24 protein-coding genes are annotated in these 22,378 nt (G+C 54.5%); 18 read left to right on the forward strand and 6 right to left on the reverse strand.

All coding sequences use genetic code 11. The features are described 5' to 3' along the window. The first annotated feature begins 134 nt into the window (after positions 1 to 134). From ACP7AL_RS06445 to ACP7AL_RS06475, 7 genes are all read left to right on the forward strand, one after another. Complete coding sequence (locus tag ACP7AL_RS06445; protein ID WP_425989901.1) at positions 135 to 785, forward strand: hypothetical protein; 651 nt, start codon at positions 135 to 137, stop codon at positions 783 to 785. A 363-nt stretch (positions 786 to 1,148) separates the two neighbouring features. Then, positions 1,149 to 1,721 carry a hypothetical protein gene (locus tag ACP7AL_RS06450; RefSeq protein ID WP_425989903.1) on the forward strand — a complete coding sequence of 191 codons (573 nt, stop codon included), beginning with the start codon at positions 1,149 to 1,151 and terminating at the stop codon, positions 1,719 to 1,721. 268 nt (positions 1,722 to 1,989) lie between these two features. Beyond that, the gene (locus ACP7AL_RS06455) at positions 1,990 to 2,361 is read left to right on the forward strand and encodes a hypothetical protein (protein WP_425989905.1); all 372 of its coding nucleotides are present in this window, start codon (positions 1,990 to 1,992) and stop codon (positions 2,359 to 2,361) included. Positions 2,362 to 2,649: 288 nt separating this feature from the next. Continuing rightward, positions 2,650 to 3,537, forward strand: coding sequence for a DUF4365 domain-containing protein (locus ACP7AL_RS06460; protein ID WP_425989907.1), 888 nt, complete (start codon positions 2,650 to 2,652; stop codon positions 3,535 to 3,537). 12 nt (positions 3,538 to 3,549) lie between these two features. Then, the gene (locus ACP7AL_RS06465) at positions 3,550 to 4,005 is read left to right on the forward strand and encodes a hypothetical protein (protein WP_425989909.1); all 456 of its coding nucleotides are present in this window, start codon (positions 3,550 to 3,552) and stop codon (positions 4,003 to 4,005) included. Positions 4,006 to 4,355: 350 nt separating this feature from the next. After that, the gene (locus tag ACP7AL_RS06470) at positions 4,356 to 4,766 is read left to right on the forward strand and encodes a hypothetical protein (RefSeq protein WP_425989911.1); all 411 of its coding nucleotides are present in this window, start codon (positions 4,356 to 4,358) and stop codon (positions 4,764 to 4,766) included. Between the two features lie 2 nt (positions 4,767 to 4,768). Next, complete coding sequence (locus tag ACP7AL_RS06475) at positions 4,769 to 5,572, forward strand: hypothetical protein (RefSeq protein WP_425989913.1); 804 nt, start codon at positions 4,769 to 4,771, stop codon at positions 5,570 to 5,572. 57 nt (positions 5,573 to 5,629) lie between these two features. Here ACP7AL_RS06475 and ACP7AL_RS06480 read toward each other — a convergent pair whose 3' ends face one another. Both ACP7AL_RS06480 and ACP7AL_RS06485 read right to left on the reverse strand, forming a co-directional pair. Further along, a complete protein-coding gene (locus ACP7AL_RS06480) occupies positions 5,630 to 5,974 on the reverse strand; it encodes a KTSC domain-containing protein (RefSeq protein ID WP_425989915.1) in 345 nt (114 codons plus the stop codon). A 193-nt stretch (positions 5,975 to 6,167) separates the two neighbouring features. Next, on the reverse strand, positions 6,168 to 7,064 hold the full coding sequence (locus ACP7AL_RS06485; protein WP_425989917.1) for a hypothetical protein: 897 nt from the start codon (positions 7,062 to 7,064) through the stop codon (positions 6,168 to 6,170). 292 nt (positions 7,065 to 7,356) lie between these two features. Between ACP7AL_RS06485 and ACP7AL_RS06490 the strand changes: the two genes are divergently transcribed. Continuing rightward, positions 7,357 to 7,923, forward strand: a complete 567-nt coding sequence (locus ACP7AL_RS06490; RefSeq protein WP_425989919.1) for a recombinase family protein — start codon at positions 7,357 to 7,359, stop codon at positions 7,921 to 7,923. A 147-nt stretch (positions 7,924 to 8,070) separates the two neighbouring features. Here ACP7AL_RS06490 and ACP7AL_RS06495 read toward each other — a convergent pair whose 3' ends face one another. Both ACP7AL_RS06495 and ACP7AL_RS06500 read right to left on the reverse strand, forming a co-directional pair. Then, the gene (locus ACP7AL_RS06495; RefSeq protein WP_425989921.1) at positions 8,071 to 8,289 is read right to left on the reverse strand and encodes a hypothetical protein; all 219 of its coding nucleotides are present in this window, start codon (positions 8,287 to 8,289) and stop codon (positions 8,071 to 8,073) included. A 140-nt stretch (positions 8,290 to 8,429) separates the two neighbouring features. Beyond that, complete coding sequence (locus tag ACP7AL_RS06500; RefSeq protein WP_425989923.1) at positions 8,430 to 9,374, reverse strand: Ku protein; 945 nt, start codon at positions 9,372 to 9,374, stop codon at positions 8,430 to 8,432. A 666-nt stretch (positions 9,375 to 10,040) separates the two neighbouring features. Between ACP7AL_RS06500 and ACP7AL_RS06505 the strand changes: the two genes are divergently transcribed. The 5 genes from ACP7AL_RS06505 to ACP7AL_RS06525 all read left to right on the forward strand — a co-directional run bounded on the left by ACP7AL_RS06505 (position 10,041) and on the right by ACP7AL_RS06525 (position 12,873). After that, positions 10,041 to 10,436 (forward strand): response regulator, encoded by a 396-nt coding sequence (locus ACP7AL_RS06505; protein ID WP_425989925.1) that lies wholly within the window; start codon positions 10,041 to 10,043, stop codon positions 10,434 to 10,436. Beyond that, positions 10,433 to 10,822: a response regulator gene (locus tag ACP7AL_RS06510; protein ID WP_425989927.1), complete on the forward strand. Its 390-nt coding sequence runs from the start codon at positions 10,433 to 10,435 to the stop codon at positions 10,820 to 10,822. Before ACP7AL_RS06505 ends, ACP7AL_RS06510 begins: the two co-directional genes overlap by 4 nt. Positions 10,823 to 10,833: 11 nt before the next feature. Continuing rightward, entirely contained in the window at positions 10,834 to 11,790 is a 957-nt protein-coding gene (locus tag ACP7AL_RS06515; protein ID WP_425989929.1) for a sensor histidine kinase, read from the forward strand. Between the two features lie 406 nt (positions 11,791 to 12,196). Further along, positions 12,197 to 12,388, forward strand: coding sequence for a DUF3551 domain-containing protein (locus ACP7AL_RS06520; RefSeq protein ID WP_425990042.1), 192 nt, complete (start codon positions 12,197 to 12,199; stop codon positions 12,386 to 12,388). A 212-nt stretch (positions 12,389 to 12,600) separates the two neighbouring features. Beyond that, entirely contained in the window at positions 12,601 to 12,873 is a 273-nt protein-coding gene (locus ACP7AL_RS06525; protein WP_425989931.1) for a SemiSWEET family sugar transporter, read from the forward strand. Positions 12,874 to 12,952: 79 nt separating this feature from the next. On the opposite strand, the gene ACP7AL_RS06530 is transcribed toward ACP7AL_RS06525, so the two are convergent. Then, entirely contained in the window at positions 12,953 to 13,285 is a 333-nt protein-coding gene (locus tag ACP7AL_RS06530; protein WP_425989933.1) for a hypothetical protein, read from the reverse strand. Positions 13,286 to 13,469: 184 nt separating this feature from the next. On the opposite strand from ACP7AL_RS06530, the gene ACP7AL_RS06535 reads away from it, so the two are divergent. The 5 genes from ACP7AL_RS06535 to ACP7AL_RS06555 all read left to right on the forward strand — a co-directional run bounded on the left by ACP7AL_RS06535 (position 13,470) and on the right by ACP7AL_RS06555 (position 19,232). Further along, positions 13,470 to 14,975: an ATPase domain-containing protein gene (locus ACP7AL_RS06535; protein WP_425989935.1), complete on the forward strand. Its 1,506-nt coding sequence runs from the start codon at positions 13,470 to 13,472 to the stop codon at positions 14,973 to 14,975. A gap of 25 nt (positions 14,976 to 15,000) precedes the next feature. After that, on the forward strand, positions 15,001 to 17,019 hold the full coding sequence (locus tag ACP7AL_RS06540; protein WP_425989937.1) for an ATP-binding protein: 2,019 nt from the start codon (positions 15,001 to 15,003) through the stop codon (positions 17,017 to 17,019). Between the two features lie 733 nt (positions 17,020 to 17,752). Beyond that, positions 17,753 to 18,070, forward strand: coding sequence for a hypothetical protein (locus tag ACP7AL_RS06545; RefSeq protein WP_425989939.1), 318 nt, complete (start codon positions 17,753 to 17,755; stop codon positions 18,068 to 18,070). Between the two features lie 28 nt (positions 18,071 to 18,098). Next, on the forward strand, positions 18,099 to 18,704 hold the full coding sequence (locus tag ACP7AL_RS06550) for a general stress protein (RefSeq protein ID WP_425989941.1): 606 nt from the start codon (positions 18,099 to 18,101) through the stop codon (positions 18,702 to 18,704). A 354-nt stretch (positions 18,705 to 19,058) separates the two neighbouring features. Further along, positions 19,059 to 19,232: a DUF3606 domain-containing protein gene (locus ACP7AL_RS06555; RefSeq protein ID WP_425989943.1), complete on the forward strand. Its 174-nt coding sequence runs from the start codon at positions 19,059 to 19,061 to the stop codon at positions 19,230 to 19,232. Positions 19,233 to 21,435: 2,203 nt separating this feature from the next. On the opposite strand, the gene ACP7AL_RS06560 is transcribed toward ACP7AL_RS06555, so the two are convergent. Beyond that, positions 21,436 to 22,341: an alpha/beta fold hydrolase gene (locus tag ACP7AL_RS06560; RefSeq protein ID WP_425989945.1), complete on the reverse strand. Its 906-nt coding sequence runs from the start codon at positions 22,339 to 22,341 to the stop codon at positions 21,436 to 21,438. Positions 22,342 to 22,378 lie beyond the last annotated feature (37 nt).

The following is a 22,378-nucleotide window of genomic DNA, read 5'->3' on the forward strand; positions in this document are numbered from 1 at the left end:
CGTTTCCAGCCGCCGAAGATGTGACGACTGCTTAAAGCCGGCCGACGGGCGGTTTAATCACCGGCAAAAGTCCGCAGTGGGCTTGATTTCCGAACTGGAACCTTATCCAGTAACCGTCTGCCGGGAGCGGCTATATGGATATTTTCTTTTTTCAGCTCGTGATCATTTTTATTCCCGGCATCATCTGGGAGCGGGTGGATTGCGCATACGGCCGCGAACACCCGAAAGAGCAGTGGGACGTTATCCGTCGCTCGTTCGTTTTTGGCTTGGCGTCCTACGGCGTCCTCTATGGCGTGGCGTGGGTCCTTGGCTGCTTCTTCGGCGACCTCGGCTTGAAGATGCCTCAACTGAAGAAAGAGGAGGCGTTTCTTGACATCTCCACTTTCCGTGAAATCGTCCTCGCTTCATTGGTTGCGGTTATCTGTTCGATCCTGTGGCTTTACGTCACAAATTACAAACTCGTCACTCGCTTACTTCAGAAGATTGGCGCCACAAAGCGCTACGGCGACGAGGACATCTGGGAGTTCATGTTCAACTCCCGCAGAGCGGAGGTTGAATACGTGCATCTTCGCGACTTCGATAAGAAGCTCGCGTATGCGGGCTGGGTTGAAGCATTCTCGGAAAGTGAGAAGCAGCGGGAAATCGTCTTACGCGATGTAAACGTGTTCGATTTTGACGGGAATCTGATTATGGAAACTGCGAGGGTGTACCTTGCGCGTAAGGCTGAGAATATCGATATTGAGTTCCCGTATAGGGCAACAATCGGAGAGGGTGATGACAAATAAGCCGAACGATAGGCCGACTGTTCGACCTCTGACGGAAGGGTATGTCGTCAAAGGCGGGCACAATCCTGGCACGTCGCAGATCCAAACGAGACCTGCCGCACCAGCCCCCATGAATCCGAAGCCAGCAAGCACACCGCCTGCAACACCACCATCAGGGAACCGCAACAATGGGCGATAGTACGCGCGCACCCATGGCATTGGACGGCAAAGTCATGCGGGCAGAGGGGCAGAACGGGACTTCGCAAATCAAAACACGGCCAGCGCCACCTGCGCCGATGAACGCGAAGCCTGTCGTCACCCAAGGACAGGCACCGCCGTCTCCCAAGCAATAAGCAGCGCATTTTTTCGGTGGTTCGGATGGGGATGTCTAGCGAATTGGAGGCGGAGCAAAAGCGCCAGATCGAGAAGTGCGAGCAATTTTGCTTTGACTACACCAAATTTGATAAGGATATGAGGTCTGGCGATATCATTACGACGGTTTTGAAAGCGCACCTTTATCTAGAACATGTCCTTATCCAAACATTATTAGATGCCTGTCCTAACCCCGAGGCGATCGAACTGCGGCGCATGAACTTCCCCGCAAAGTTAGACCTCTGTATCGCGCTAGGTTTGCTGCCGGATTTGTGGTCGAAGCCTGTTAGAACCATAAATGATATGCGGAATACTGTGGCGCATCGCTTGGAATTTCAATTTAGCGACAGCGAACGGCTGAAGCTTTACAATTTGTTGCCCGAATTCTTGCGGGAAGAGTGCCTCGTAAACGCAGGCAAGAAACGAGGTGCGGAGAAGGCGCTTGAGTGGTGGCAAATCTTCGTGGTTATCGTGGTTTGGTTAGAAATAGCTCGACAAAAGGTAGCTGCTGGTCGCGTGAGGCAAGAATTTGCCGGACGTTCGCTTCGAGAGGTGCTTGATAAAAGTAAGGCCGCTACAACTTAACTGGACGACTATACCGGCAGTCTTTTATAGCCCACGCATAGTGTCGGTCCTCGTCCATGCACCACAATGCACGGGGAAGTCCGAAGTCGGGCGGCCCAGGGATATTTACTCGAAATAGGCTAGCCGATCTAGCACATCGGGTTAGGACCAGTCACCGTGTCCGGCAACAGTGACGAGGAGAGGGCGCCAGGTCTCTTGGCCGTTTGTCCTCGCCATCGCCCTCGATTAACATGAGCGCCTTCGGGCGCTTTTTGTTGAAGGAAAGATAATGAGGAAGGCGATATTGCTAATCTGTATTTTAGCCTGTGCCGGCCCCGCATTTGGCCAGAAAGCCATAGCTCCAGGTGAAGCGGAGATGGATGCGCTCAACCTTTGCATGTATACGGCCGGTGTCAGACTGTTTGGTATTCCCGCGTCGAATATGCTGACCTTAGTGAAGAACAGCTGTAGATCCCAGATGCACAATCTGGCGGATGCTCGCAAGCCGCCCCGAGACCCAAACGAAAAACTAAGCCTGTCCACACCGGAGGGCTCCCGCAAACTTCGCGAGGAATACGACAATGTCGCCAACGAGCACATGGTGAAGTTCGCGGTCGACTACTTCATGTCTGACTATCAAAAAGCGTTGGCCCGACAATAACGTACGAAATAGGCCCCGGCGGGGGGGCTTTGCTATCGAGCTCTTGGTCAATTGAGCTAGCGTTCTGAACCATATCCGGATTTCTTTGAAAGAAACCGTTCGTGTCAAGATTCGCCCGCCCTCGCTGAAGTTCATGTTGGCAGTACCGACATGCAATGCTGCTACTGCAATTAATGCGACCATTTCTCTATCTTCTCATTGATTTACATCCGCCTTTCGGCGTGAGGAATCATGACGCAATTTTCGGTGGCTATCACCACGGCCTAAATCTCAGCATTGAGAAGCCTCATGAAGCAGACGGATAGGGACGGTGTAAACGCCGTAGAGGGCATTTTTATCAGGGAGTTGAAGTGGATTTTCCGGGAGCAAACCATTTCCGACTGGGGGATCGATGCCCACGTAGAGGTGACAGACCGTGACGGGCCCCTTGGCCGACTCTTGGCGCTTCAAATCAAGAGCGGCAAGTCTTTCTTTCGCAAGCGGGGCGATAACTTCGTCTTTTACGGCGAAGGGCGGCACCTCCGTTACTGGCGAAACCATTCTTTGCCGGTGGCGATAATCCTGCATGATCCTGAAACAGGGCTGACTCTCTGGCAGCGTGTCGAGGAAAGCCTGATCAAGTACAGCAAGAAGGATCGCTGGTCGATTGAGATTCCGTCCGACCAGATACTGAATGCTACAGCGCGCGAAGGACTGGAAAGGGGCGTCTCCGATATAACGGCACTTCGCAAGCTTCGGCTGACACTCGATCTACCGCTGATACGGCAATTTGCCTCGAAAGAAGAGGTGTACTTCTCTATCGACGAATGGGTAAATAAAAGTCTCGGTATGCGGGACGTAAGCGTGTACTTCAACTCGGCTAACATCGACGGCGGAGAGCCAGATCACGTCATTGGTGCTTGGTACCCGACACATAGCATCGGCGAATACATGGCCAATGTCTGGCCCTGGTTGTCGTATGAATACATCGACGACATACCGGAGCGCTCCGGATATGAAGAGGTTGAAGCTCACAAGATCAACGTGACGCTGAACGATGTTGGAAACGCCTTTCTCACACTTGAGGACTATTATGCAAATGGCGCCGACGTGATTGAGCCAGAGTATGCAGAGCCCGAGCTAGAACATGACCCTGATGCCGAAGGGTATTACGAGTCGATGCGCGACGAGGAATAGGAATCATCCAGCATGTTTGGGCGACACAAATCGCCAGATAAAAGAGCTGCGGATACGATTGCGCTTACGAAGAGCTTCGTGATTGCGAGCTTCATTCCTTTGCTTAATGACGGAACTCTTCCGAAGCATGTTTCTTCAAAAGCTTGGGATACGTTAGCAATTGTGGCAGGCATTTACGCGGTTATGGCGCATCTAAAAGGCAGTGATAGTGACCAGTACGCGATCTATGGATCGCCCCTCATTTCCGCGCTGAGAGATGAGGTTAAACAGGGGCAAGCCGCGCTGGAAGACTGCGTGAAGTTTGTCGGGAAAATCCCGCCGGAGCAAATGGAAGCGACCGTGGGTCTGTGGTTGCTGTGGAATCTTCTCGGGAGACAGCCGGAATACGATGAAGCAAAACATGCGGGCGTGATTGGTGGAATGGTGTATCGGCTCGCGATTGAAGCGTGGACAGCCGTCGCGCACTAGCGATAGCAAGATCGACGCGGGCCGAATATCGCCATGCTCGCCTAGCGCGATCAGGAATTGATCGCGGGTCACGCGGCCGGCAAAATGCGCATGGCTCGATTGCCGCGATGGCGTCGGCAATATCGAACAACTGAGCGTCCTCCACGTAGATTTCGTTCATGAGTTTTCCCTGATCGCATCGGAGTTTTGCTGCGGGCTCTTCGGCATCGCCCTTGAGCTTGAACAGAAACTGCTGAATCACCTTAGGCATGGACTCATTTCATCATTTTCGGCCGCAGGGAAAAAGTCCTAGTTCTGGTGAGTTCCCGACCCATACCCGCTAGGATAAGGTTGCGTCCAGGGGAAGCATCATGGAATGGTCTACAATCGCGCTGCTCATGGTAGGGGCGGTCTTTCTCGTCTGGTGGAATCAGCGGGAGGAAAAAGGCAGTGAACGCGCGGAGGCGGCATCTGATCGCCTAAAGCGAGACAACAGCCTGTACAAGAACATCAAGACCGGGATGCGGGAAATTAACTGGCTGGAGCGTGACCGGGGCTTTAGGCGCCATCGGAATGGAGAAGTGATTTTCGAGAACGCGCACATGATTGCCTATCATGTTGAACACTTTGCGGAATCGCGCGTCGGATTTTATTTTAAAGATTTGAATGAGTACGGCCTATACGGCTTCTTCGCCGGGAACGGTGACGACTTTTTCGAAAGCTATTACCGCACGGATAAGGCCTTCCAAGATGAGGGCCGTTTGCTGCACGATGAGGATTGAGGATGGATTGGACAAGCTTTTTATTGCTGGGAGTGGGTGCCCTCATCGGATTTGGATTGCGGCCGCCGGGGAAAAAAGAATCCAGCTCGCAAGTACCTACCGTTTCTGCGCGCGCGTCAGCGGTGGACCGCAGCAACCTCATTCAAGCCTATGTTCGCGAACTCTCCAACTATCTCGTCCAGCTCAACCCGGAGCGGTATTACTTCATTTATAACCGGGCACTGGAAGAGCAGGAGAAGCTTTTCACTGCGGACAAAACCGTACGGGATGCCCAGCTGCTAATCCTCACCGAACGATACCCGATGTATGAGAACTTCGATTTCGTCAGCACCCGGCCGTATGTGGTCTATGCTCAGACGCTCAAGCGATACGATGAAGACGACATCGAAGAGCACTTCACGAACTTAGTGAAATTCCATTCCCTGCAACGCGCCGCGTCGGATGAATGGCGTTATGAAATGCCGATGCTCTCTAAAAAGGAACTGGATCACCTCGCCGGGTATATTCGCCAGATAAAGGATGGAAATTTCAAAGAGCGCTTGAAACTTGCCGTGAAGCTTTTCCATGCGGCGCGGCAAGCCCAGCTGTCAGACTTCCAGCTCCAGGACAGTGAGCAACTGTTTGAGAATGGAGAGATTGCCGTTTACCGGGTCTACGACGTCGCGGAGTCGGTGCACGGGATTTGGTTCAAGGACACCAACGAGTACGCGCTTTTCTCAGTGTTCTACGGCGATGATAAGACTTATGATAGCTTCTATCGCAGCGACAGAACATTCGAGAAGCGGGAAGTACTGCATGCATTATGATGCAATACCCTGTGCCTAAGTGCGCTGGAGCCCGGGTGGAAGAACCGTAGGGTGCCTTTAATACGTCGGCTTGCGATGCGTGCGGCAGTCATACGGGCCGTTGCTGCCTGTACTCTTGATGTTGGCATTGTAGAACCTGCCCATTGAATCAGCGGCAAGAAAGTTTGCGTAAATGCCCGCCGGCATCTCACAATACGGATAGTAGGTGGCATTGAGCTGAACCACCACGAACTGCTGCACCTTGTCGTAACAGGCCCGCTTGATGAAGCTGCTGCGGGTAATGTCGGTGCAGGCAAATAGATTCAGATCGAGCTGACCGCAATATTTGACATCGATGGTCTCGGCTCCTACCCAAGTGGCGCCTGTGAGGGTAGCAATGGCAACGATTAAGAACTTCATCATATGACCACCTATTTATAGTATACGATATCGATCGCCTTCCACGCGTCGCATTTTGCGCGCGACATTTTGATCGGTTGGCAAGCCGTGACAGTTTAACGGCGGCTGCCGCCGCTTCAAGGTATGCCGCCGCGATAGGCGGCGTTATGAGCGGTGGTTGCCCATCAACCAAGCTGTGCAAATGGTAGTAACCGCATTACTTGGAATGACGATGCGAAGCGGCACTGGTACCGGCGCCTAATGCGCGCTCTAAGTCGTCTCGACGTTCCTTAAAAGTGCGCTCTCGACCTGATTGCCATTCCTGAAAAAAATCATCGAATGGCGTGCTTTCTGGCGAGCAAGACGCGTTCTTGTCGTCATAATTCGACGTCGCAACTCCCTTTTCGATCTGCTTCAACAAATCGTTGAAAATACAAACCGTACGGACTGTCGCGAGAATACCGCGCGACTGCTGCTGAACCAACGAAACATAATCAACGATGAGGTCAGCTCGCCGAGCCCTAGCCAGCTCTTTTGATCCTGCAGCTTGCCAACGTTTTAAAGTCCAACGGAGAGGTCTGGCCTCATTCTCCAGCATTTCGATTGCCGCGATGATACGATTGAAATACTTCAACTCCACTAGCGGAGCCGATCGCATCAGCTGCCAAACCTCGGCCTTGTCGGCTACCAGGGCTTGATCAATGGTGTCCCAGTGCTGAGGTTGGACCCAGCGAGTCATCGCGGATGCAGTTTCGTCAAGTTGTGCGGGATCGTTGACGCAGCTGTCCAAGTTGATGTCGCACTTGATATCCACAGCACCGATGAGCGGAGAGCCTTTAGACGTGTAATTCGTCTGAGCTTCCAGAATCTTCGAGCGCAGATAAGATGAGACAATTAGGTGCTCACGTTGCTGCTCCTCGGTATTTCGCTGATGCAGCTGTTTATCGAAGATCGTGAACGCGACGAATACGGTAGCAACCGCAATCGCCATCTGTACCATCGTGCGTGCGAGATGGTCGTATAGGCGGGTGGGGTCAAACCGCCAAATCACGTAACCGCTTACACCAAGCAGGAGCAAGGCCAAGCACACCACAATTGTACCTGAGATAGTCATCAAGCCTCGCATTCCTGCTGACTACTTACACCACAACGAAGCCTCCGGTGAAGGGGCCTTTGCGTTAGAAGGCGATGGCGTTATCCACTTCTCGTTCTGAACGCTGTCGGTCGGTTATGATTGCGATCGTTGAGAAAGTTAGACACCCACCATGTCTTTCTAACGTTCGTTTTTCAGAGACGGCTGGCCGTCGGCCATCGTCGAAATTTCACTATGGAAATTGCTCTTAAAACACTATCTGGAAAATAGTCCTATCGGATGTTATGATTGGGGACGTTTTTCGGAGCCAAACATGAGCCTCATCGGATACGCGCGGGTGTCAACGATTGACCAGGCTCCCGATCTGCAACTTGATGCGCTGCGCTCAGTAGGTGTTTCAAGAATTTTCGTTGAGACGGCGTCCGGGGCAAAGGCCGATCGCTCGGAACTAAAAGCAGCGTTGGATTACCTCCGATCAGGGGACACGTTAGTCGTCTGGAAGCTTGATCGGTTAGCGAGGTCGATTACGCAGTTGATCTCCACAGTAGAGACGCTAGACAGACTTGGATGTGGCTTTCGCTCCCTAACGGAAACGATTGACACTACGACTCCAACAGGGCGTCTCGTTTTCCATATCTTCGGTGCACTGACAGAATTTGAGCGAAGTATCATTCGCGAGCGGACCGTTGCAGGGCTAGCAGCAGCGAAGGCTAGAGGACGACGGGGCGGTCGACCAAAAGCCATGTCCGATCAAGATATGGTCGCTGCTAAAGCACTTATTCGGGACGGCCACCTGACGATCAAGGAAGTCGCCGAGCAGTTAGGCGTATCGGATGCGACGCTCTATAAATACATTCCTCGTCCACGAACTATAGCGTAAAGCATAAAGCGGCGTCCGTATTTCCCTTCGGCTGTAGCCGATATCATGGCTCGACCATTCGTAGCACCGCGTCGCCCGTCAGCATGGCGAATGACGAAGTAACCGCAACAGGGCTCCTCCGGACTCCGCCACGAAACCGAAGACGGCTCAGCTCAAACGCTCAAGGTAGCTGCGATGGTATGTGGTCGGGTGTTTGTTGCCGTCCAGCAGAACAATGATTTTTCCTGATTTGGTTGCGGACAAGATCACCGTGCCAATCTTGTCCCGAAGCTTTGGGCTCCGAGATTTGCCAACTTCGGTGAACCGACAGCGATCACCAGGCTTGAGTGTCTCATCGCTCACGCCAGCTCTCTCGACTTTGCTCATGTTAGTCTGGTTTGGGTCCTTATTGAGGAAGTCCTTTGCCTGGCCCTCGCTTCCTCCTCGGGGGTGTGAATGCTTCGCGACAAGGCCGTCGTCTCGCTCGCGACGCATACGGTCATTAAGGTCTTGCGACGACTTCATGGTTATCCGGTCTTGCGTGAGCGCGCGGTCGATCGTGCGGGTTTCGCTACAGCCGCGCTTCGCTCCGATGTTCGTGCTTCTCCCTTTCCAGAGATCGGCAGCAGCATTTCATTCTGACCGGCGACTCGCTTCTTGCCCTTCTTCGGCTTAGCGGCCGGGGTTACTTTTGGCTCGCCTTTGAGGCTCTTGCGCAACGCGTCCATGAGATCGATGACGTTGCCCGACGTGCGAGATTGGGTCGGCGCGCTGATACTCTTACCGGCACGTTTCTTATTGATGAGTTCGATGAGCGCTGACTCGTAGTGATCCTCAAATTTCTCGGGCTCGAATTCACCGGATTTTTGATTCACGATGTGGCGGGCCAAGTCGAGCATTTCCTTGGTGACCTTCACGTCCTGAATACCGTCGAAATATTCCCTCTCATCGCGGACCTCGTAAGGATAGCGCAACAGACTTCCCATGAGCCCTTTGCCCATCGGCTCAAGGGCTATGATGTGCTCGCGGCTTGTTAGAACGACGCGGCCCAGCGCGACCTTGCCCATGTCGCGGATCGTTTCGCGGATCACCGCGTAGGCGTCGTGCCCAACCTTACCGTCAGGCACCAAGTAGTACGGTCGGATGAGATAACGGGTGTCGATTTCAGATTTTGGAACGAACTCGTCAATCTCAATCGTGCGAGTGGACTCGAGCGCGATGCTTTCTAGTTCGTCCTTGCTCACTTCAATGTAAGTGTCTTTATCGACGGGATAGCCTTTGATGATGTCGTCGTTCTCGACTTCGTCGCCGGTTTCCGCATCCACCTTCTTGTACTTGATGCGATGGCCGGTGTTCTTATTGATCTGGTTGAAGCTGACCTTCTCCGCATCGGAAGTCGCGGGATACAAAGCGACGGGACAGGTCACCAAGGACAGACGAAGGAAACCCTTCCAATTGGCGCGGGGGGCCATACGCGATACTCCGGTTACGCAACGCAACTGAATTGTGACTCAAGTCCCGTCGTCCTGCCAAGTTCCTGTTTTTTCGGTTTAGTTCTTCTTTTGTACTATCCGAATACTTAAGTCGAAATGTGGAACGTCTTTGCCGACCCGGGGTTTTGAAATCGTTCTGTAGGACGAATATCCCCCATCTCCCGCGCTGGTTTGCCCCCGCTTCCCGGCGCGGGCTTTTTTGGCGCGGCCTAATCCAAAAATTGGACTCGATTCTCATTCAGCGCACGAATTAGGATAGAGCGATCCTTGGCAGGGTGACCTCGATGCCGATAAACGAGCGCGTTTGTCCGAAGTGCGGGCGGCCCGTGAAGTTGATGCTGCCGCCGGGCGGTAAAGGACAACGCACGTACCAATGCCTCCACTGTGACCGGCCAGACCCAATCAAGTCACCTCAGGTGAAGAGCTTGCTGAAAGCGCTCTTGCACGATGAGAAAAAGTGAGGCGCCGGTACGCAGTCGTCTCCCAATGGATCGCGTTGATCGTCTTCAACGCCCACGAAGCCTGCTGAGATGGGAGAGATCAGATCGCTTCAAGGGGCTGCTCACCGGATGATTATCGCGCAGTCAGCCTAGGCGGGAACCAAAACCTTAGATCCGGCGTTTCCGATGCGGACTGGGGGAACTAATGGAAACACCTGATTTGGTTCCGGCAGATCAAGACGATGCGACCGTCGTCCTGGTAGTCGAGGATGAGTTTGTTGTGCGACTTGCCATTGCCGACGAGCTTCGATCCTTTGGCTTGACTGTTGTGGAAGCCGCGAATGCCACCGAGGCATGGCTTTATGTCAAATCAGGAGGTCGAGTGGATATTGTCTTTTCTGACGTTCAGATGCCGGGTTCAATGGACGGGGTTGAGTTCGCTCGGAGGGTTCGTGCCGACTATCCAGCCATCCCGTTCATTCTCACGTCCGGCAACGTCCCCGAGGAAAGCCTTGGAGGATTAACTCCCTTTGTGCGCAAGCCGTATCGTTTTGAGGAGGTTAAGAGGATCATTCTGGAAATCTTGAGACGAAACCAATGAAGCCATCTGACAAACACTGCATTCTTATAGTGGAATCCGATGTCCTCGTTCGGCAGCCACTAGCTGAGTATCTGCGCGAATGTGGTTATCGCGTTATTGAAGCGGTCAATGATGCCGAAGCGCGGGAGTTTTTCGCCAAAGGCGTTGCTCAAGTTGACGCTGTGCTGGCCGATGTGAACACCTCGGGCGAGGCGCGATTTTCTCTGGCCACTTGGATTCGGCAGAATTACCCTGGCACGCGAGTTATCCTTGCGGGCACCATGGCAACCGCCGCTCAAAAGGCGGGCGATCTGTGTGAAGATGGCCCGGCGCTTTCGAAGCCATATGATCATCGCCTCGTACTGGATCACATCAAGCGCATGCTGGCTACGCGAGACCGTAAGTAGCGCTGCCCATCATGACGAGTTTGCGAGATTTTCGATCAGCATGGCGCGGCGGGACGGCTCCGCTGCATCTGGTCATTTTATTTGGCGCTCTTTGCCTCCTCGTCTGCACCGGCATTCGTGCAGGAATTTCACAACTCCGGCCCGACCTACCTTTTTCCCCCTACGTTCCAGCGACCATCCTGGTCACAATGTTTGCTGGCGTTCGACCTGGTGCAATAACTGCTTTCATAGGAGCCGTACTCGGGTTCGTTCTCGACTTCGGCCCTTCATCGCACGCCGCCACGCTGCCCCTCTTAGCCATTTATACTACCATCAGCAGCATTGTGATCTGGGGCATCGAGCATTACCGCTCGATGGCGAAGCAAAACCATGAGATCACCACACGCCTTATCGCCGAGGAAAAATATCGCAAGCTGGTCGTTGAAGAGTTGCAGCACCGACTAAAAAACAAACTGGCAACGATCCATGCTGTTGCCCGACATACTCTTCGCCAGCATCCCGATGCCTGGGCGACCCTGGATGGCCGAATTCGCGCGTTGTCACTTACCGACGATCTGATAGCGAAGGCAGATAACCTCAGCTGTGATTTAAAGGAAATCCTAGTTGCTGAGCTAGAACCTTATGGCCATGTTCGGTACACCCTGTCGGGCAACGCGGTGGCGCTACCCCCCAAGCTGGCCGTTGCAATGGCTCTCCTGTTTCATGAGCTTGCTACCAATGCTGCCAAGTACGGCGCATTCGCCCTAGGTAAGGGCGTACTAAACGTATCGTGGACCACAGATCATAATGTCCTGCACATAACTTGGGACGAGACAGACGGCCCCCTTGTGAAGACCCCTACAAACGATGGTTTTGGGTCTAAGCTGATTCATTCGGTTCTTGCGGGGTTCGATGGGAAGGTAGACCTCCACTTTCTGGAAACGGGAGTTCACTGCAAGATCCGATGCGTTATACCGCAAAACGAATAAGGCAATCAAACTGGCACCGGCCGGATTAAGCCGCTGGATACGAGGCATCCTTGAGATGATACCCCCTCTGGCTTTGATTCCGGGCGGCCGTTACGCAGGTGAGAATGGTACAGCTGAGTACGTCTTCACGCGCAGGCCATCACTTCGAGTTGTTATGAGAGTTGTGCGGCGACGGCCATTAGCCGGAGCGGGGGCTTTCTGCCCTTTTCTAAGAATTGGTCCTATTGATCATTTCCATTCTCATTCGCGCTTAGTTCACCGAGTTCCCATCGGGACCTGCTGGGGCCCTGCTCGGGACGAGTTTTTGGTTCTGGAACACCGCGCAAGGATCGATGTTGAGAAGGAGGCAGGACAACGAAAGAGGTTGGTCATGAAAATTCTGACAGCAGGAGTTTGCTTAGCGCTTATGGCGTCGAGCGCGACGGCGCAAAATGCAGGTAAGCGGGAACGCAGTACCACTGGACAGGCAGCCGGATACTCGTATTGCCTCCGGACCTCAGCAGGCCCAGGCGATTGCAAGTACAAGAGCTTTCAGCAATGCCAGGCAGCGCTATCTGGCACATTGGGATCGTGTGAACGAAATACTGGTCCCCGATAGGAAGACCTTGAAATGAAACAGCCGATCCATCTCGTGTTCGGGATTATAGCTGCTATGGCCGTTGTCTTAGTCGTGACACTGACTATGACAACGTCTCAAGGGAGCAAGAAAACCATCAGTGAGAGCATGCCTCACGGGGCGAATGAGAAGCCGATACGTAAGTAATGAAAGAAACGCGGCGTAATGGACGCGAATAGTTGTCAGGAAGTGCGATGGCATCTGAACCTTGGATGACAGTCCTTGGCCTCGTAGCAGCGACCTTAACCTCCCTCTCTTACGTTCCCCAGGTGATTAAGGCATTCCCCCGAGGCGCAACTGACGACATTTCGCTGAAGATGCTTATAGCGTTGCTGACGGGGCTACTGCTCTGGGTGTTCTACGGCCTATTGAAAACGGACTTGGTTATCGTCGCCGCCAACAGCGTCGGGTCTTTGCTTGTTGGGGCCATGCTTGCTTTCAAGCTCCGCGATCTTGCCGGCGCATAGTCATCTGCTCTCGGAGGCATACAGGCGCGAATATGCGGAAGGCCAACTGGGTCAGGCCGCGGTCTTTAGCCTTATCCATTCAAACTCGATCGCCTGGTATGCGCCAAGGCTTCTTTGAAGCTAACTTCGGAGCTTCGAGAAAGTATGACGCTTCGTCTATGATCGGCAAAATGGCGTTTTCTAAATATGCAGAAAACCCATTGATCCACGCTTCCTTGCGATGCGCAGTTTCTATTGCGCTTGATAGTCTTAATCTACTGGTCTGGCTCCGGCTTGGGGGCGCGTTTGGCTCGCTAGGGTGTGATTTCTCTCCGGGATGACCCCACGGGTTCTGGGTGCCTTTTGTTGGGAAGCGATTATTCTTCTTGTCCAAAACGTACGGCTCGCTATGAGAACCGTTCTTCTTCGACATTTCATTTCCTCCGTTGCATCGTTTCGTGGGCGAACGAACAAGGCGCGCGAAGGTTCCCCGGCGTTTGCTGCAAATAGCGGGCGAGCGGGGCAGCGTTTCACAACGGACGATCTACAAGGTGAGGATTTCCCGGCTCGCTCGACCCGAAGCCTGGGGAACCTGGGCAACGTAGCAGCGTTTGCCAATGTATTCAAAAAAGGAGCCCGCATTGACTCGTTCGGCCGATGATCCAACGCGCATTGCCACCGGCATAAGCGGGCTTGACGATATTCTTGGGGGTGGCCTCACAAAGCACAGGGTTTACTTGGTCGAAGGAACACCAGGCACCGGCAAGACAACGCTCTCTCTCCAGTTCCTCCTGGAGGGTGCCCGCCGCGGGGAAGTGGGTCTTTACATCACGCTTTCTGAAACTGCGGAAGAACTTAGTGGGGTTGCCGCCACGCACGGCTGGTCGTTGGAGCCGCTATCGCTATTCGAGCTTGTCAACCAGGGAGACCTGGATCCTGAACGGGAGCAGACGATTCTCCATCCATCAGAGGTCGAATTGGGGGAAACGGCTCGAGAAGTGATGAAGCGCATCGAGGAGCTCCGGCCCTCACGCGTCGTTTTCGACAGTCTGTCGGAAATGAGACTTTTGGCTCAGAATCCGCTGCGCTATCGTCGCCAGATTTTAGCGCTAAAGCAGTTTTTTGCGAGCCGCGATTGCACGGTCCTTATGCTCGACGACCGGACCTCAGATCCCAACGATCTTCAACTGCACAGCATCGCTCACGGCGTAATTTCGCTCGAACAGGCTGCACGAGACTTCGGCGCGGAGCGGCGAAGGCTTCGCGTTGTCAAAATGCGCGGGATTAAGTTCCGAGGCGGTTATCACGATTTCATTTTGGATCGCGGTGGCCTCACGGTGTTCCCAAGACTCGTCGCGGCCGAGCACGGCGCTGCATTTTCATCGAACGCGTCGTCTACGGGCAACGCCGAGCTGGATGGCCTCCTAGGTGGTGGTTTAATGCCCGGAACCAACACGCTCTTGAGTGGCCCTTCGGGCGTCGGTAAAACGACGACGGCGATGTTCTGTATTCGAGCAGCGCTCGATCGCGGTGAGAAGGCAACATACTTTCTTTTCGACGAAGGAATCAAAACTCTACTTGTACGAAGCGCAGCTCTCGGAATGGATCTCGCGTCGTACATCGAGCGTGGAGTTCTCGACATTCAGCAGATTGATCCAGCCGAGCTTTCGCCCGGCGAATTCACCAGTCGAGCGAGAGTTGCGGTGGAAGAGAGTGGGTCGTCTTTCGTCTGTATCGACAGTCTGAATGCCTATCTGCAGGCGATGCCTGGTGAGCAATTTCTGCTTCTGCAGATGCATGAACTGCTCAACTATCTCAATCAGTCCGGCATCACCACCATGCTGATACTTGGCCAGCACGGACTGGTCGGCGACATGCGCAACGATATCGACCTGAGCTACCTCAGCGATACGATCTTGCTTTTCCGATTCTTCGAAGCAAAGGCAGAGGTTCGTACTGCCATTTCGGTTGTGAAAAGCCGTACGAGTTCTCACGAACGCTCGATCAGGGAATTCAAGCTTGCAGCCGGCGGTCTCGAGGTTGGCGAGGCGCTACGCGACTTCGAAGGCGTATTGTCGGGCTTGCCCTCCTACAAAGGCGACACAGCGCTGTTGAAATCGTAGTCGAATTAATCAATGGGCCCTTTTCGTGCACGAAACCTTGTTAATACTGGCACCTCGCGGAAGAGACGCTGAGGTTATCCGCCAAGCCCTCGATCGAAACGGAGTGAAATCGAGCATCTGCACTTCCTTGCAAACCCTTCAGGATCGCCTTTCCACTGAATCTGTCGGCGGTGTCATTTTGACTGAGGAGTCTTTAGCGGGGGCTGGTCTTGATGACCTGCTTGACGGATTGGCTCGCCAACCTCCCTGGTCCGATCTTCCAATCATAACGCTCGCCACCAAGCAGGCGGGCCACCGTTCAAAAAGTTCTTCCGACCTTCTCCGGCGACTGGGGAACGTCATACTTCTAGAGCGGCCTATCAATGTCGAAACCCTCGCGAGTGCCGCTCAATCCGCGCTGCGTGCACGCCGGCGACAGTATCAGGTCGAGAGTCTCCTCGCCGAACAAAAGCGCTTCTCCACGGAGCTGAGCGCTCTGAACGATACTCTCGAACAGCGCGTAGAACAGCGCACCGGCGAGTTGATCGAGGCGCAAGAAACGTTGGCATTCGCATTGGATTCGGCAGGGATGGGGTCCTGGGATTTCGATTTGATTCAGGATTCTGCTCGCCGCGGCGGGAGGCACGACCAAATCTTCGGATACGAGACTCCGGTTCCATCGTGGAGCACACGCGAATTTCTCTCCCACATAGTTGATGAAGACCGGAAAACGGTCAAAGCCGCGCTTGAAGACGCCGCGCAAAGCGGCGTTTTCGAAACCGAATTCCGTATCAATCATCGCGACGGCAAGATGAGGTGGGTTGCAGCCAAGGGTCGAATAGGTCACGGCGCGAATAACCGTCCGGTCCGCTTGGCTGGAATCCTAATGGATATTACCGAGCGCAGGCAAACAGAAGCCGCGCTTCATCAGGCGCAGCGGATGGAAGCCATCGGTCAACTCACCGGAGGCGTTGCTCACGATTTCAACAATCTATTGACGGTTATCGTCGGCGGCCTCGACATGATCAGCCGTCGTCCAGACCAGCCGGAACGCGTGGCACGGTTGGCACAAGCGGCGATGACTGCCGCCCGCCGCGGTGAGCAGCTAACGCAACAGCTTCTCGCGTTCTCCCGTCGCCAGATGTTGCGCCCGGAAGTATTGGATCCAAATCGCCTGCTGCTCGATTTCAAGGGCTTAGCCGAACGCGCCGTCGGAGATTCCATTACTCTGAAGCTCGACCTTGACCCGAGCGCTCATCCTGTCCGCGCCGACCCTGCGCAGCTCGAATCTGCAATTTTGAACCTTGTCGTGAATGCGCGTGATGCTATGCCCCAAGGTGGGACCATCTCGATCGCCAGCAAGAACGTTTACTGGGGACCGGAGGCAGTAGCCGGAAAGGGAGTGAGCCCGGGCGCCTACGTTCGAATTGAAGTCACCGACGAGGGGGTTGGGATAGATCAGGAGACGTTAGATCACGTATTCGAACCGTTTTTCACGACAAAGGAAGTAGGCAAAGGGTCGGGACTCGGGTTGGCCCAAGTCTATGGGTTTACCCGCAGCGCCGGCGGATACGTTGCGATCGAATCGGAAAAAGGACGGGGTACGGCCGTCCAGCTTTTCCTTCCTCGATCAGAAGAGCGGCTCACGAAACATCAAGTATCTTCGGTGGCGCAATTGCCGTTAAGGCGGGCCTCCACTGGTGAAACCGTGCTGCTGGTGGAGGACGACGAGCAAGTGCTCACTATGGCCGTGGAAAGCCTCAAAGAACTGCACTACCAGGTGATCGTCGCACGTGACGCGCGCGAGGCACTCAAGCATCTACACGGCCCCGAACGCATCGACCTCATGTTTTCGGACGTTGTGATGCCAGGGGGCATGAATGGCGCGCAATTGGCGACCGAAGCGCGAGCGCTAAGGCCCCAACTGAAAGTCTTGCTTACGTCAGGATATGTGGGGGACGCCGGAAGCAGCCAAGTGGTGGAAACGAACCTGCCACTGTTGACCAAGCCTTACCGTAGAGATGAACTGGCAGAAAAGCTCCGCTTGGTTCTGGGCTCGCGGTGAGGACACGTCAGCATCCGCCGCGCTCCGGGTCGTTAGCAAAGTTTCCAGAACCGCCGCGTTCTTCATTCGCCATCTGACCTCTCCATGGTTGGCTTCGAACACGCGGCCAACAAGCTACTCTTGAGCTGGTTGCAAAATCAAAAAAGAAATTTTTGTGGCCGCGGCGTTGGCGCGCGTCGCGCATGCAAGGTCGGCGGCAGTCTGATCTCCGATCACTTTACGAACGTTGTCGGCGGGGGCGCTGAACACGCGTCTCACGGTGTCGCGCGTCCTTGCGGTGATGCACGAGGGCGGGCCGAACGGAGCGGCGTGCGGGAGAATTAATCTCACGATCGGGGCGTTCCGGTTCTATCGCGGGCAATGGAGGTCACGATCGACGGCGCGCTCTTAATTTCGATGACGGCAGGATCGCGCGGCGCGTCCCGGAAGACATTGCAACGCTCAGTCAGGATCGGCAAAAGGCCAATGCGTTCCGGTTGAGCGCTCTGATCCTTCACGCGCCGCTGACAGCAGCACGAGATGTTGGTCGTTCATCCCGACAAAGACCACTTCCGTGTGATGCGCGCCAGTTTCTGAGAGCGATTGGGCGGAGACTTGCGGGCCTCGAAAGCAGCGGAAGATTCAGTCGCGCGACTTTAGCTCGGAACAAACGCTGTAGCGATCAGTTGAAGGCTCCCAAGCCGGAGCAGGCGCGCGTTCGTTTTCAGCGAGCGATAATCAAAGGAACAAATGAATGAAACACAGAATCGTTAGAGCCGCGGCGTTTGCCGCCTTGTTCGTATCTACTGCCGCGTTCGCACAAACGCCTGCGGCTTCTGGCCCAAGCAACAACGCCGTGAACACGCCCGGACAAAATAATTCTGACAAGCCGGTTGAAGGGCGCAACAGCTTCACCGAGGACCAGGCCAAGGGCCGTATTGAAGCGGCGGGATACACGGATGTATCCGGCCTCAAAAAAGATGATGCGGGAGTCTGGCGCGGGAAGGGGTCAAAGGGCGGCTCGGTCAAGGATGTGAGCCTAGATTTCCAGGGCAACGTCAATCCGCAGTAATCGACCTCTCAAATAAGGATTCACTCAAATGACTGTTACCATTTCTCGTCTCTACAACAGCTATTCAGAAGCGGCGAAAGCCGTGAGCGAGCTCGAAGCCGCAGGCGTGCCCCACTCGGACATCAGCATCGTCGCCAACAATTCGGACGATTGGTACTCAAACAATGGCAAGGTCGACAAGGACCGGGACGGTGTTGACGATCGTGCTGAAGGTGCAGGCAAGGGCGCGGGCGTCGGCGCAGCACTTGGCGGGACAGCCGGGCTTCTCGCAGGATTGGGCTTGCTAGCGATTCCCGGTATCGGACCGGTTGTTGCCGCCGGTTGGCTTGCGGCAACAGCAGCAGGTGCGGCTGCAGGTGCTGCAACAGGTGGTGTTATCGGCGCACTCACGGAAGCCGGCGTGTCAAGAGAAGACGCGGAGACCTATTCCGAGGGTGTGCGACGCGGCGGGACACTTGTATCCGCGCGGGTTCCCGATTCCAACAGGGCGCAACTCGAGGCTATATTGAACCGTTCCGCCGTCGACGTGCAGTCGCGGAGGACCGCTTGGCAGAAGTCTGGCTGGAAGTCTTTTGATCCTGCTGCAAAGCCATATACCGCTGATGAAGTTCGCAAGGAGCGCACGCTGTATTGACTTAAAAAAGTTGTGACAACATAAAGCCCGGGGCCCCCCCGGGCTTTTTCTATCGAAGCCTTGGTTCCAACCAGCGACCGTGATGCAAGCCGCCCCGATTTTAGTGTGGGGGTGAGTCGTCCACGGACAAATCATCGGGGCGGGAACGGGACGACGTTAAAACCGTTTGTAGCTGACTAGCGTGGAGTAAAGCGTATGACCCCAGAACAGCGCATTGCGGCAGCCGTGAGAGATGCTCAGCTCGTGTTGTCGGCATATGTTGAGCCCGGTTTTAGAAATCCTCAGCGGACATCAACGAGCTTTTCAACGTGCTCGACGACTACCAGCTGATCGAGGCTCTGGAGACATTCGAAAATGGAGAACCTTGCAAAGAAGGTCCAAGCCGATCGCAGGAGGATAAACCTGAGCGAACACTTCGAGCAGAAGTACTGGACAAAAAGCTTTGGGGTTAACGGCAAACAGCTTGAAGGGGGGGTCGAGAAGGTTGGCAACACCGCGTCGAGGTCCGCAAGGAATCAGATTTTATAGGTACCGCTCATCAGCTGCAATGAGCGGCACGGCGCCTGCCTGCGAGTTTTGGAGCAGGGCCCGCGCGCTTTTCACATTGGAGGGTATCCCTGTTCCTTCTACGTGCGCGCGTCGGTCCTTAGAAGCACCTAGCTCAGAGCAACGCCACTTGGTGGGTCCGGATAACGATTTTCCGCTGCTTGAACGTGCTTTCAAGCTGAGCGCGATATTTGCGCCACCAATCACGATCCAATTCTTTCGCCATTACCTCGAATACGACGCTCGTCTCTCTCGAGATCCCTCCGCCCGCGCGGTCCCTTCGGCCGAAGCGCGGATAAAGGCGCCCCCAAAGGCGTCGGTCAGGTGTTCCTGAACAGCCCTAAAGAGGCCTCTCGGAAAGGGCGTCCCGCGGTTGTCCTGAAGAGGTAAGAGCAATTCGACAAGATGCATGATCGACAATTCAACGAACTGGCGTGTTCGCAGTTCCCGTTGTAGTAAACGCGAACCGCGCGGGTGGTCCCTCTTTCGCCCAGGATCAGCCGATCAAATGCCGGAAGATTCGAGTTGGTCTGGGTTCAAAATCGGGAAGTTTAGAGCCATACAAACTGAGCTTTGCCATCCAGTACTAAAATGTGGCTACATGGGGTGCTTGTTTGAGGTGTCTCATGCAACTGGTCCCAATCACAGAAATCGATCGGTCATGGTCGAAGCTAAAATCCCAATGGGAGACCGAGAGTGCCTCTCTGCGAGAGGATTTTTCGACGTTCGCCGTAGGCACATTTTCCGCCCTAGATCCGCTGGCTTTCAAAGATGCAAGAGAAAGCGGCCTTTTCGGCCTTAGGCAGGAAGATTCATTTCTGGCCTTTTGCCAGGTCAGTCGATTGCTCGTGAAGAAATATACGAGCCCTATGCTGCGCGCTCGCTTCGTTACGGTGTCGCCTAAATTTGACTTCGGAGTTGCGGGCTTAGAGGAATACGCCAATGTCTTAGTGCAAATTTTCTCTGGCGTTGTATGGCTCGCGCGAAGTCAATTGCCGGCATCACACTTGAGATTTCACTTGCGAAGCCCTGCTGACGCTCAGTACTTCGCAGGATTACAAGCGTGCTCGATCGAACAAAATCCTTTTCGAGAATTCGCCATCCGCGGCTCTTGGGTAGAGTGTACGCTCAGAGCAGGCTAGCCCGAACGGTAGGACGCTTCTGCACGTTGAGCGAACCTCTTCGCCATCCCGTTCAGAATTGAGCTTCCAAATCCTGTGCGGTCGTTGCACCGGAGGTCCCCCACTTTCGATCCAGGAGAATTCAAACAGCTCACCTGCTTCACAGGATCGAATCCTGCCTTGTATGGTGATCCGCCATTCCGGCCGAGAGAGCGCCCCGTGCCTAACTGCATTCGTAGCAAGCTCGTGTTCGTAAAACATAAACGCTGGTTTATGATTTAAAAAGAACGATGGTTTTTCGGCCGTTTTGGCAACGTTCTAGGAAGATTGCTTCGCGTCTCGGAAGGCCAACCGTGGAAAGTGATCTATCGTCCATAGAGCCGCAATTGTCCCACGTTCTTCAGCATCGACAATCATTGCTCCGGTTCTGTCTTCTAGATCATCCACTTTTTTCAATATCTCCTGACGAGCTGCAATTGTGAACGGCCCAAGGCCGGCTCCACCGTTTCGCCTCGTCTTCCACCGTTTTGCCGGATCATTGCGAAACTCAGCCAACCAATCTCGGAATTGCAAGAATGGCTGAAGCTCCAAATATCCGGCAGCTATAAGCTCTCTAGCCGATTTGTCGTTGCGAACGACTGTACACGTCCAACAACCGAAACGACCGGAAGCACACGGCGGCGCTTGTGGGGATTTGATTATAGGGCACTCTCCCGATGCTCCTCGATACAATTGCTCGAGCGTTACAGCGTCTAACGCTTTCGGTCGATCTAACCAAAATATTGAGTCCCAAACGGATGGGATGTCCAATTCGACGATGGGGAGAAATAAATCGTAATCACCTTTTCCTTCACGTTGTTTTTGCCAGTAAAGATCGTCGCTGAGCGCGAGAGACCGGTCACGTTGCTTGCTTTCGGATTTCCTCAATCCCAAGACCACGACTGTGTTCTCGGGGTCATGTTTCGCTATAAACGAAGAGACCGGCTTAATCCGAAGACCAGTCGTACACCACCTGAAACTGTTGGTCGAAGGGGGATAGCCGCGTATTCCACGGTCGTTGAACGTTACGCGCCGTCGCGCACGAAGTTTTTCAGCAAGACGTCGAACCACGCCGGGTCCTCGATCTCCGGAAAATGTCCGACGCCTTCATGCTCGATGTATCGCGCATGTGGTGCGATTTTCAACAACGAGCGTTTATCGCTCCTCCGGTGGGAGCGGTCGTTCATGCCCCAGACGGCGAGCGCCGGCTGCGTGAAGGCCGGAAACGATGGATCGTCGATACCCGGCCCGAACCAGCTCTGGATCAGCGATGCTAGGCAGAAGCTTCCGCCGTGCGCTAAGCATTCGCATGACTGCTTGAGGAACGGTTCCGCCAGCTCAGGCGCGCCGAGCGCCATGGGATACCACGTCTTTGGTATCTCCGCGCGCGTGCGGTAATTTTGCTCCTGGCCGAGAAACGGCCTGCCGAGATCGCCGGCGGGGTCGATGATCTTGCCCGTCCAGATTTTTTCCTGCTCCCATTCGAGCGCCTGCATCATAATGAGATGGCTGACCAATTCAGGCTTTTTCGCCGCTATTTGCGCGCAAGGATAGACATTCGTGCAGGTTGGGCAGAGCACAAACGGCCCCCCAAGCGACGACAGCAGTTGGGTATAACTGTCGGTGAACGCAGGAAGCGTGAAATCGAAGTTCGGCTTCGGCGCTGAAAACCCGAAGCCCGGAGGATCGACCAAGATCACTTGAGCCCATTGGGTAAGTCTCTCAAAAACCGGATCGTGATGCTCCAGTGCGTTCGGGCCATCGGCGAAGAACACGACGGCCGGGCCGCCGGTACCGCCTTCGCGGATACGAAAGTGGACGGCATCTGTCTCGACATAGCGGACACCAGGGCGCGACGCCCGCGCCCATTCGCTGAGCCTCGCGGACTGAACGGGCGAAAAAGGATGGGTGTCGAGCAGGCTGGGATGCATCTGACCCTCAGTTTGATCAAAACGTTGTCGCGCCACG

It is taken from the genome of Afipia sp. DC4300-2b1 (genome assembly GCF_049895725.1).
GTDB lineage: Bacteria > Pseudomonadota > Alphaproteobacteria > Rhizobiales > Xanthobacteraceae > Afipia > Afipia broomeae.

What these genes read in the sequence shown, in the direction of transcription:
- ACP7AL_RS06445 (WP_425989901.1), top strand. Translation starts at nt 135, where the DNA reads ATGGATATTTTCTTTTTTCAGCTCGTGATCATTTTTATTCCCGGCATC.
- ACP7AL_RS06450 (WP_425989903.1), top strand. Translation starts at nt 1,149, where the DNA reads ATGTCTAGCGAATTGGAGGCGGAGCAAAAGCGCCAGATCGAGAAGTGC.
- ACP7AL_RS06455 (WP_425989905.1), top strand. Translation starts at nt 1,990, where the DNA reads ATGAGGAAGGCGATATTGCTAATCTGTATTTTAGCCTGTGCCGGCCCC.
- ACP7AL_RS06460 (WP_425989907.1), top strand. Translation starts at nt 2,650, where the DNA reads ATGAAGCAGACGGATAGGGACGGTGTAAACGCCGTAGAGGGCATTTTT.
- ACP7AL_RS06465 (WP_425989909.1), top strand. Translation starts at nt 3,550, where the DNA reads ATGTTTGGGCGACACAAATCGCCAGATAAAAGAGCTGCGGATACGATT.
- ACP7AL_RS06470 (WP_425989911.1), top strand. Translation starts at nt 4,356, where the DNA reads ATGGAATGGTCTACAATCGCGCTGCTCATGGTAGGGGCGGTCTTTCTC.
- ACP7AL_RS06475 (WP_425989913.1), top strand. Translation starts at nt 4,769, where the DNA reads ATGGATTGGACAAGCTTTTTATTGCTGGGAGTGGGTGCCCTCATCGGA.
- ACP7AL_RS06480 (WP_425989915.1), bottom strand. Translation starts at nt 5,974, where the DNA reads ATGATGAAGTTCTTAATCGTTGCCATTGCTACCCTCACAGGCGCCACT.
- ACP7AL_RS06485 (WP_425989917.1), bottom strand. Translation starts at nt 7,064, where the DNA reads ATGACTATCTCAGGTACAATTGTGGTGTGCTTGGCCTTGCTCCTGCTT.
- ACP7AL_RS06490 (WP_425989919.1), top strand. Translation starts at nt 7,357, where the DNA reads ATGAGCCTCATCGGATACGCGCGGGTGTCAACGATTGACCAGGCTCCC.
- ACP7AL_RS06495 (WP_425989921.1), bottom strand. Translation starts at nt 8,289, where the DNA reads ATGAGCAAAGTCGAGAGAGCTGGCGTGAGCGATGAGACACTCAAGCCT.
- ACP7AL_RS06500 (WP_425989923.1), bottom strand. Translation starts at nt 9,374, where the DNA reads ATGGCCCCCCGCGCCAATTGGAAGGGTTTCCTTCGTCTGTCCTTGGTG.
- ACP7AL_RS06505 (WP_425989925.1), top strand. Translation starts at nt 10,041, where the DNA reads ATGGAAACACCTGATTTGGTTCCGGCAGATCAAGACGATGCGACCGTC.
- ACP7AL_RS06510 (WP_425989927.1), top strand. Translation starts at nt 10,433, where the DNA reads ATGAAGCCATCTGACAAACACTGCATTCTTATAGTGGAATCCGATGTC.
- ACP7AL_RS06515 (WP_425989929.1), top strand. Translation starts at nt 10,834, where the DNA reads ATGACGAGTTTGCGAGATTTTCGATCAGCATGGCGCGGCGGGACGGCT.
- ACP7AL_RS06520 (WP_425990042.1), top strand. Translation starts at nt 12,197, where the DNA reads ATGGCGTCGAGCGCGACGGCGCAAAATGCAGGTAAGCGGGAACGCAGT.
- ACP7AL_RS06525 (WP_425989931.1), top strand. Translation starts at nt 12,601, where the DNA reads ATGGCATCTGAACCTTGGATGACAGTCCTTGGCCTCGTAGCAGCGACC.
- ACP7AL_RS06530 (WP_425989933.1), bottom strand. Translation starts at nt 13,285, where the DNA reads ATGTCGAAGAAGAACGGTTCTCATAGCGAGCCGTACGTTTTGGACAAG.
- ACP7AL_RS06535 (WP_425989935.1), top strand. Translation starts at nt 13,470, where the DNA reads ATGTATTCAAAAAAGGAGCCCGCATTGACTCGTTCGGCCGATGATCCA.
- ACP7AL_RS06545 (WP_425989939.1), top strand. Translation starts at nt 17,753, where the DNA reads ATGAAACACAGAATCGTTAGAGCCGCGGCGTTTGCCGCCTTGTTCGTA.
- ACP7AL_RS06550 (WP_425989941.1), top strand. Translation starts at nt 18,099, where the DNA reads ATGACTGTTACCATTTCTCGTCTCTACAACAGCTATTCAGAAGCGGCG.
- ACP7AL_RS06555 (WP_425989943.1), top strand. Translation starts at nt 19,059, where the DNA reads ATGGAGAACCTTGCAAAGAAGGTCCAAGCCGATCGCAGGAGGATAAAC.
- ACP7AL_RS06560 (WP_425989945.1), bottom strand. Translation starts at nt 22,341, where the DNA reads ATGCATCCCAGCCTGCTCGACACCCATCCTTTTTCGCCCGTTCAGTCC.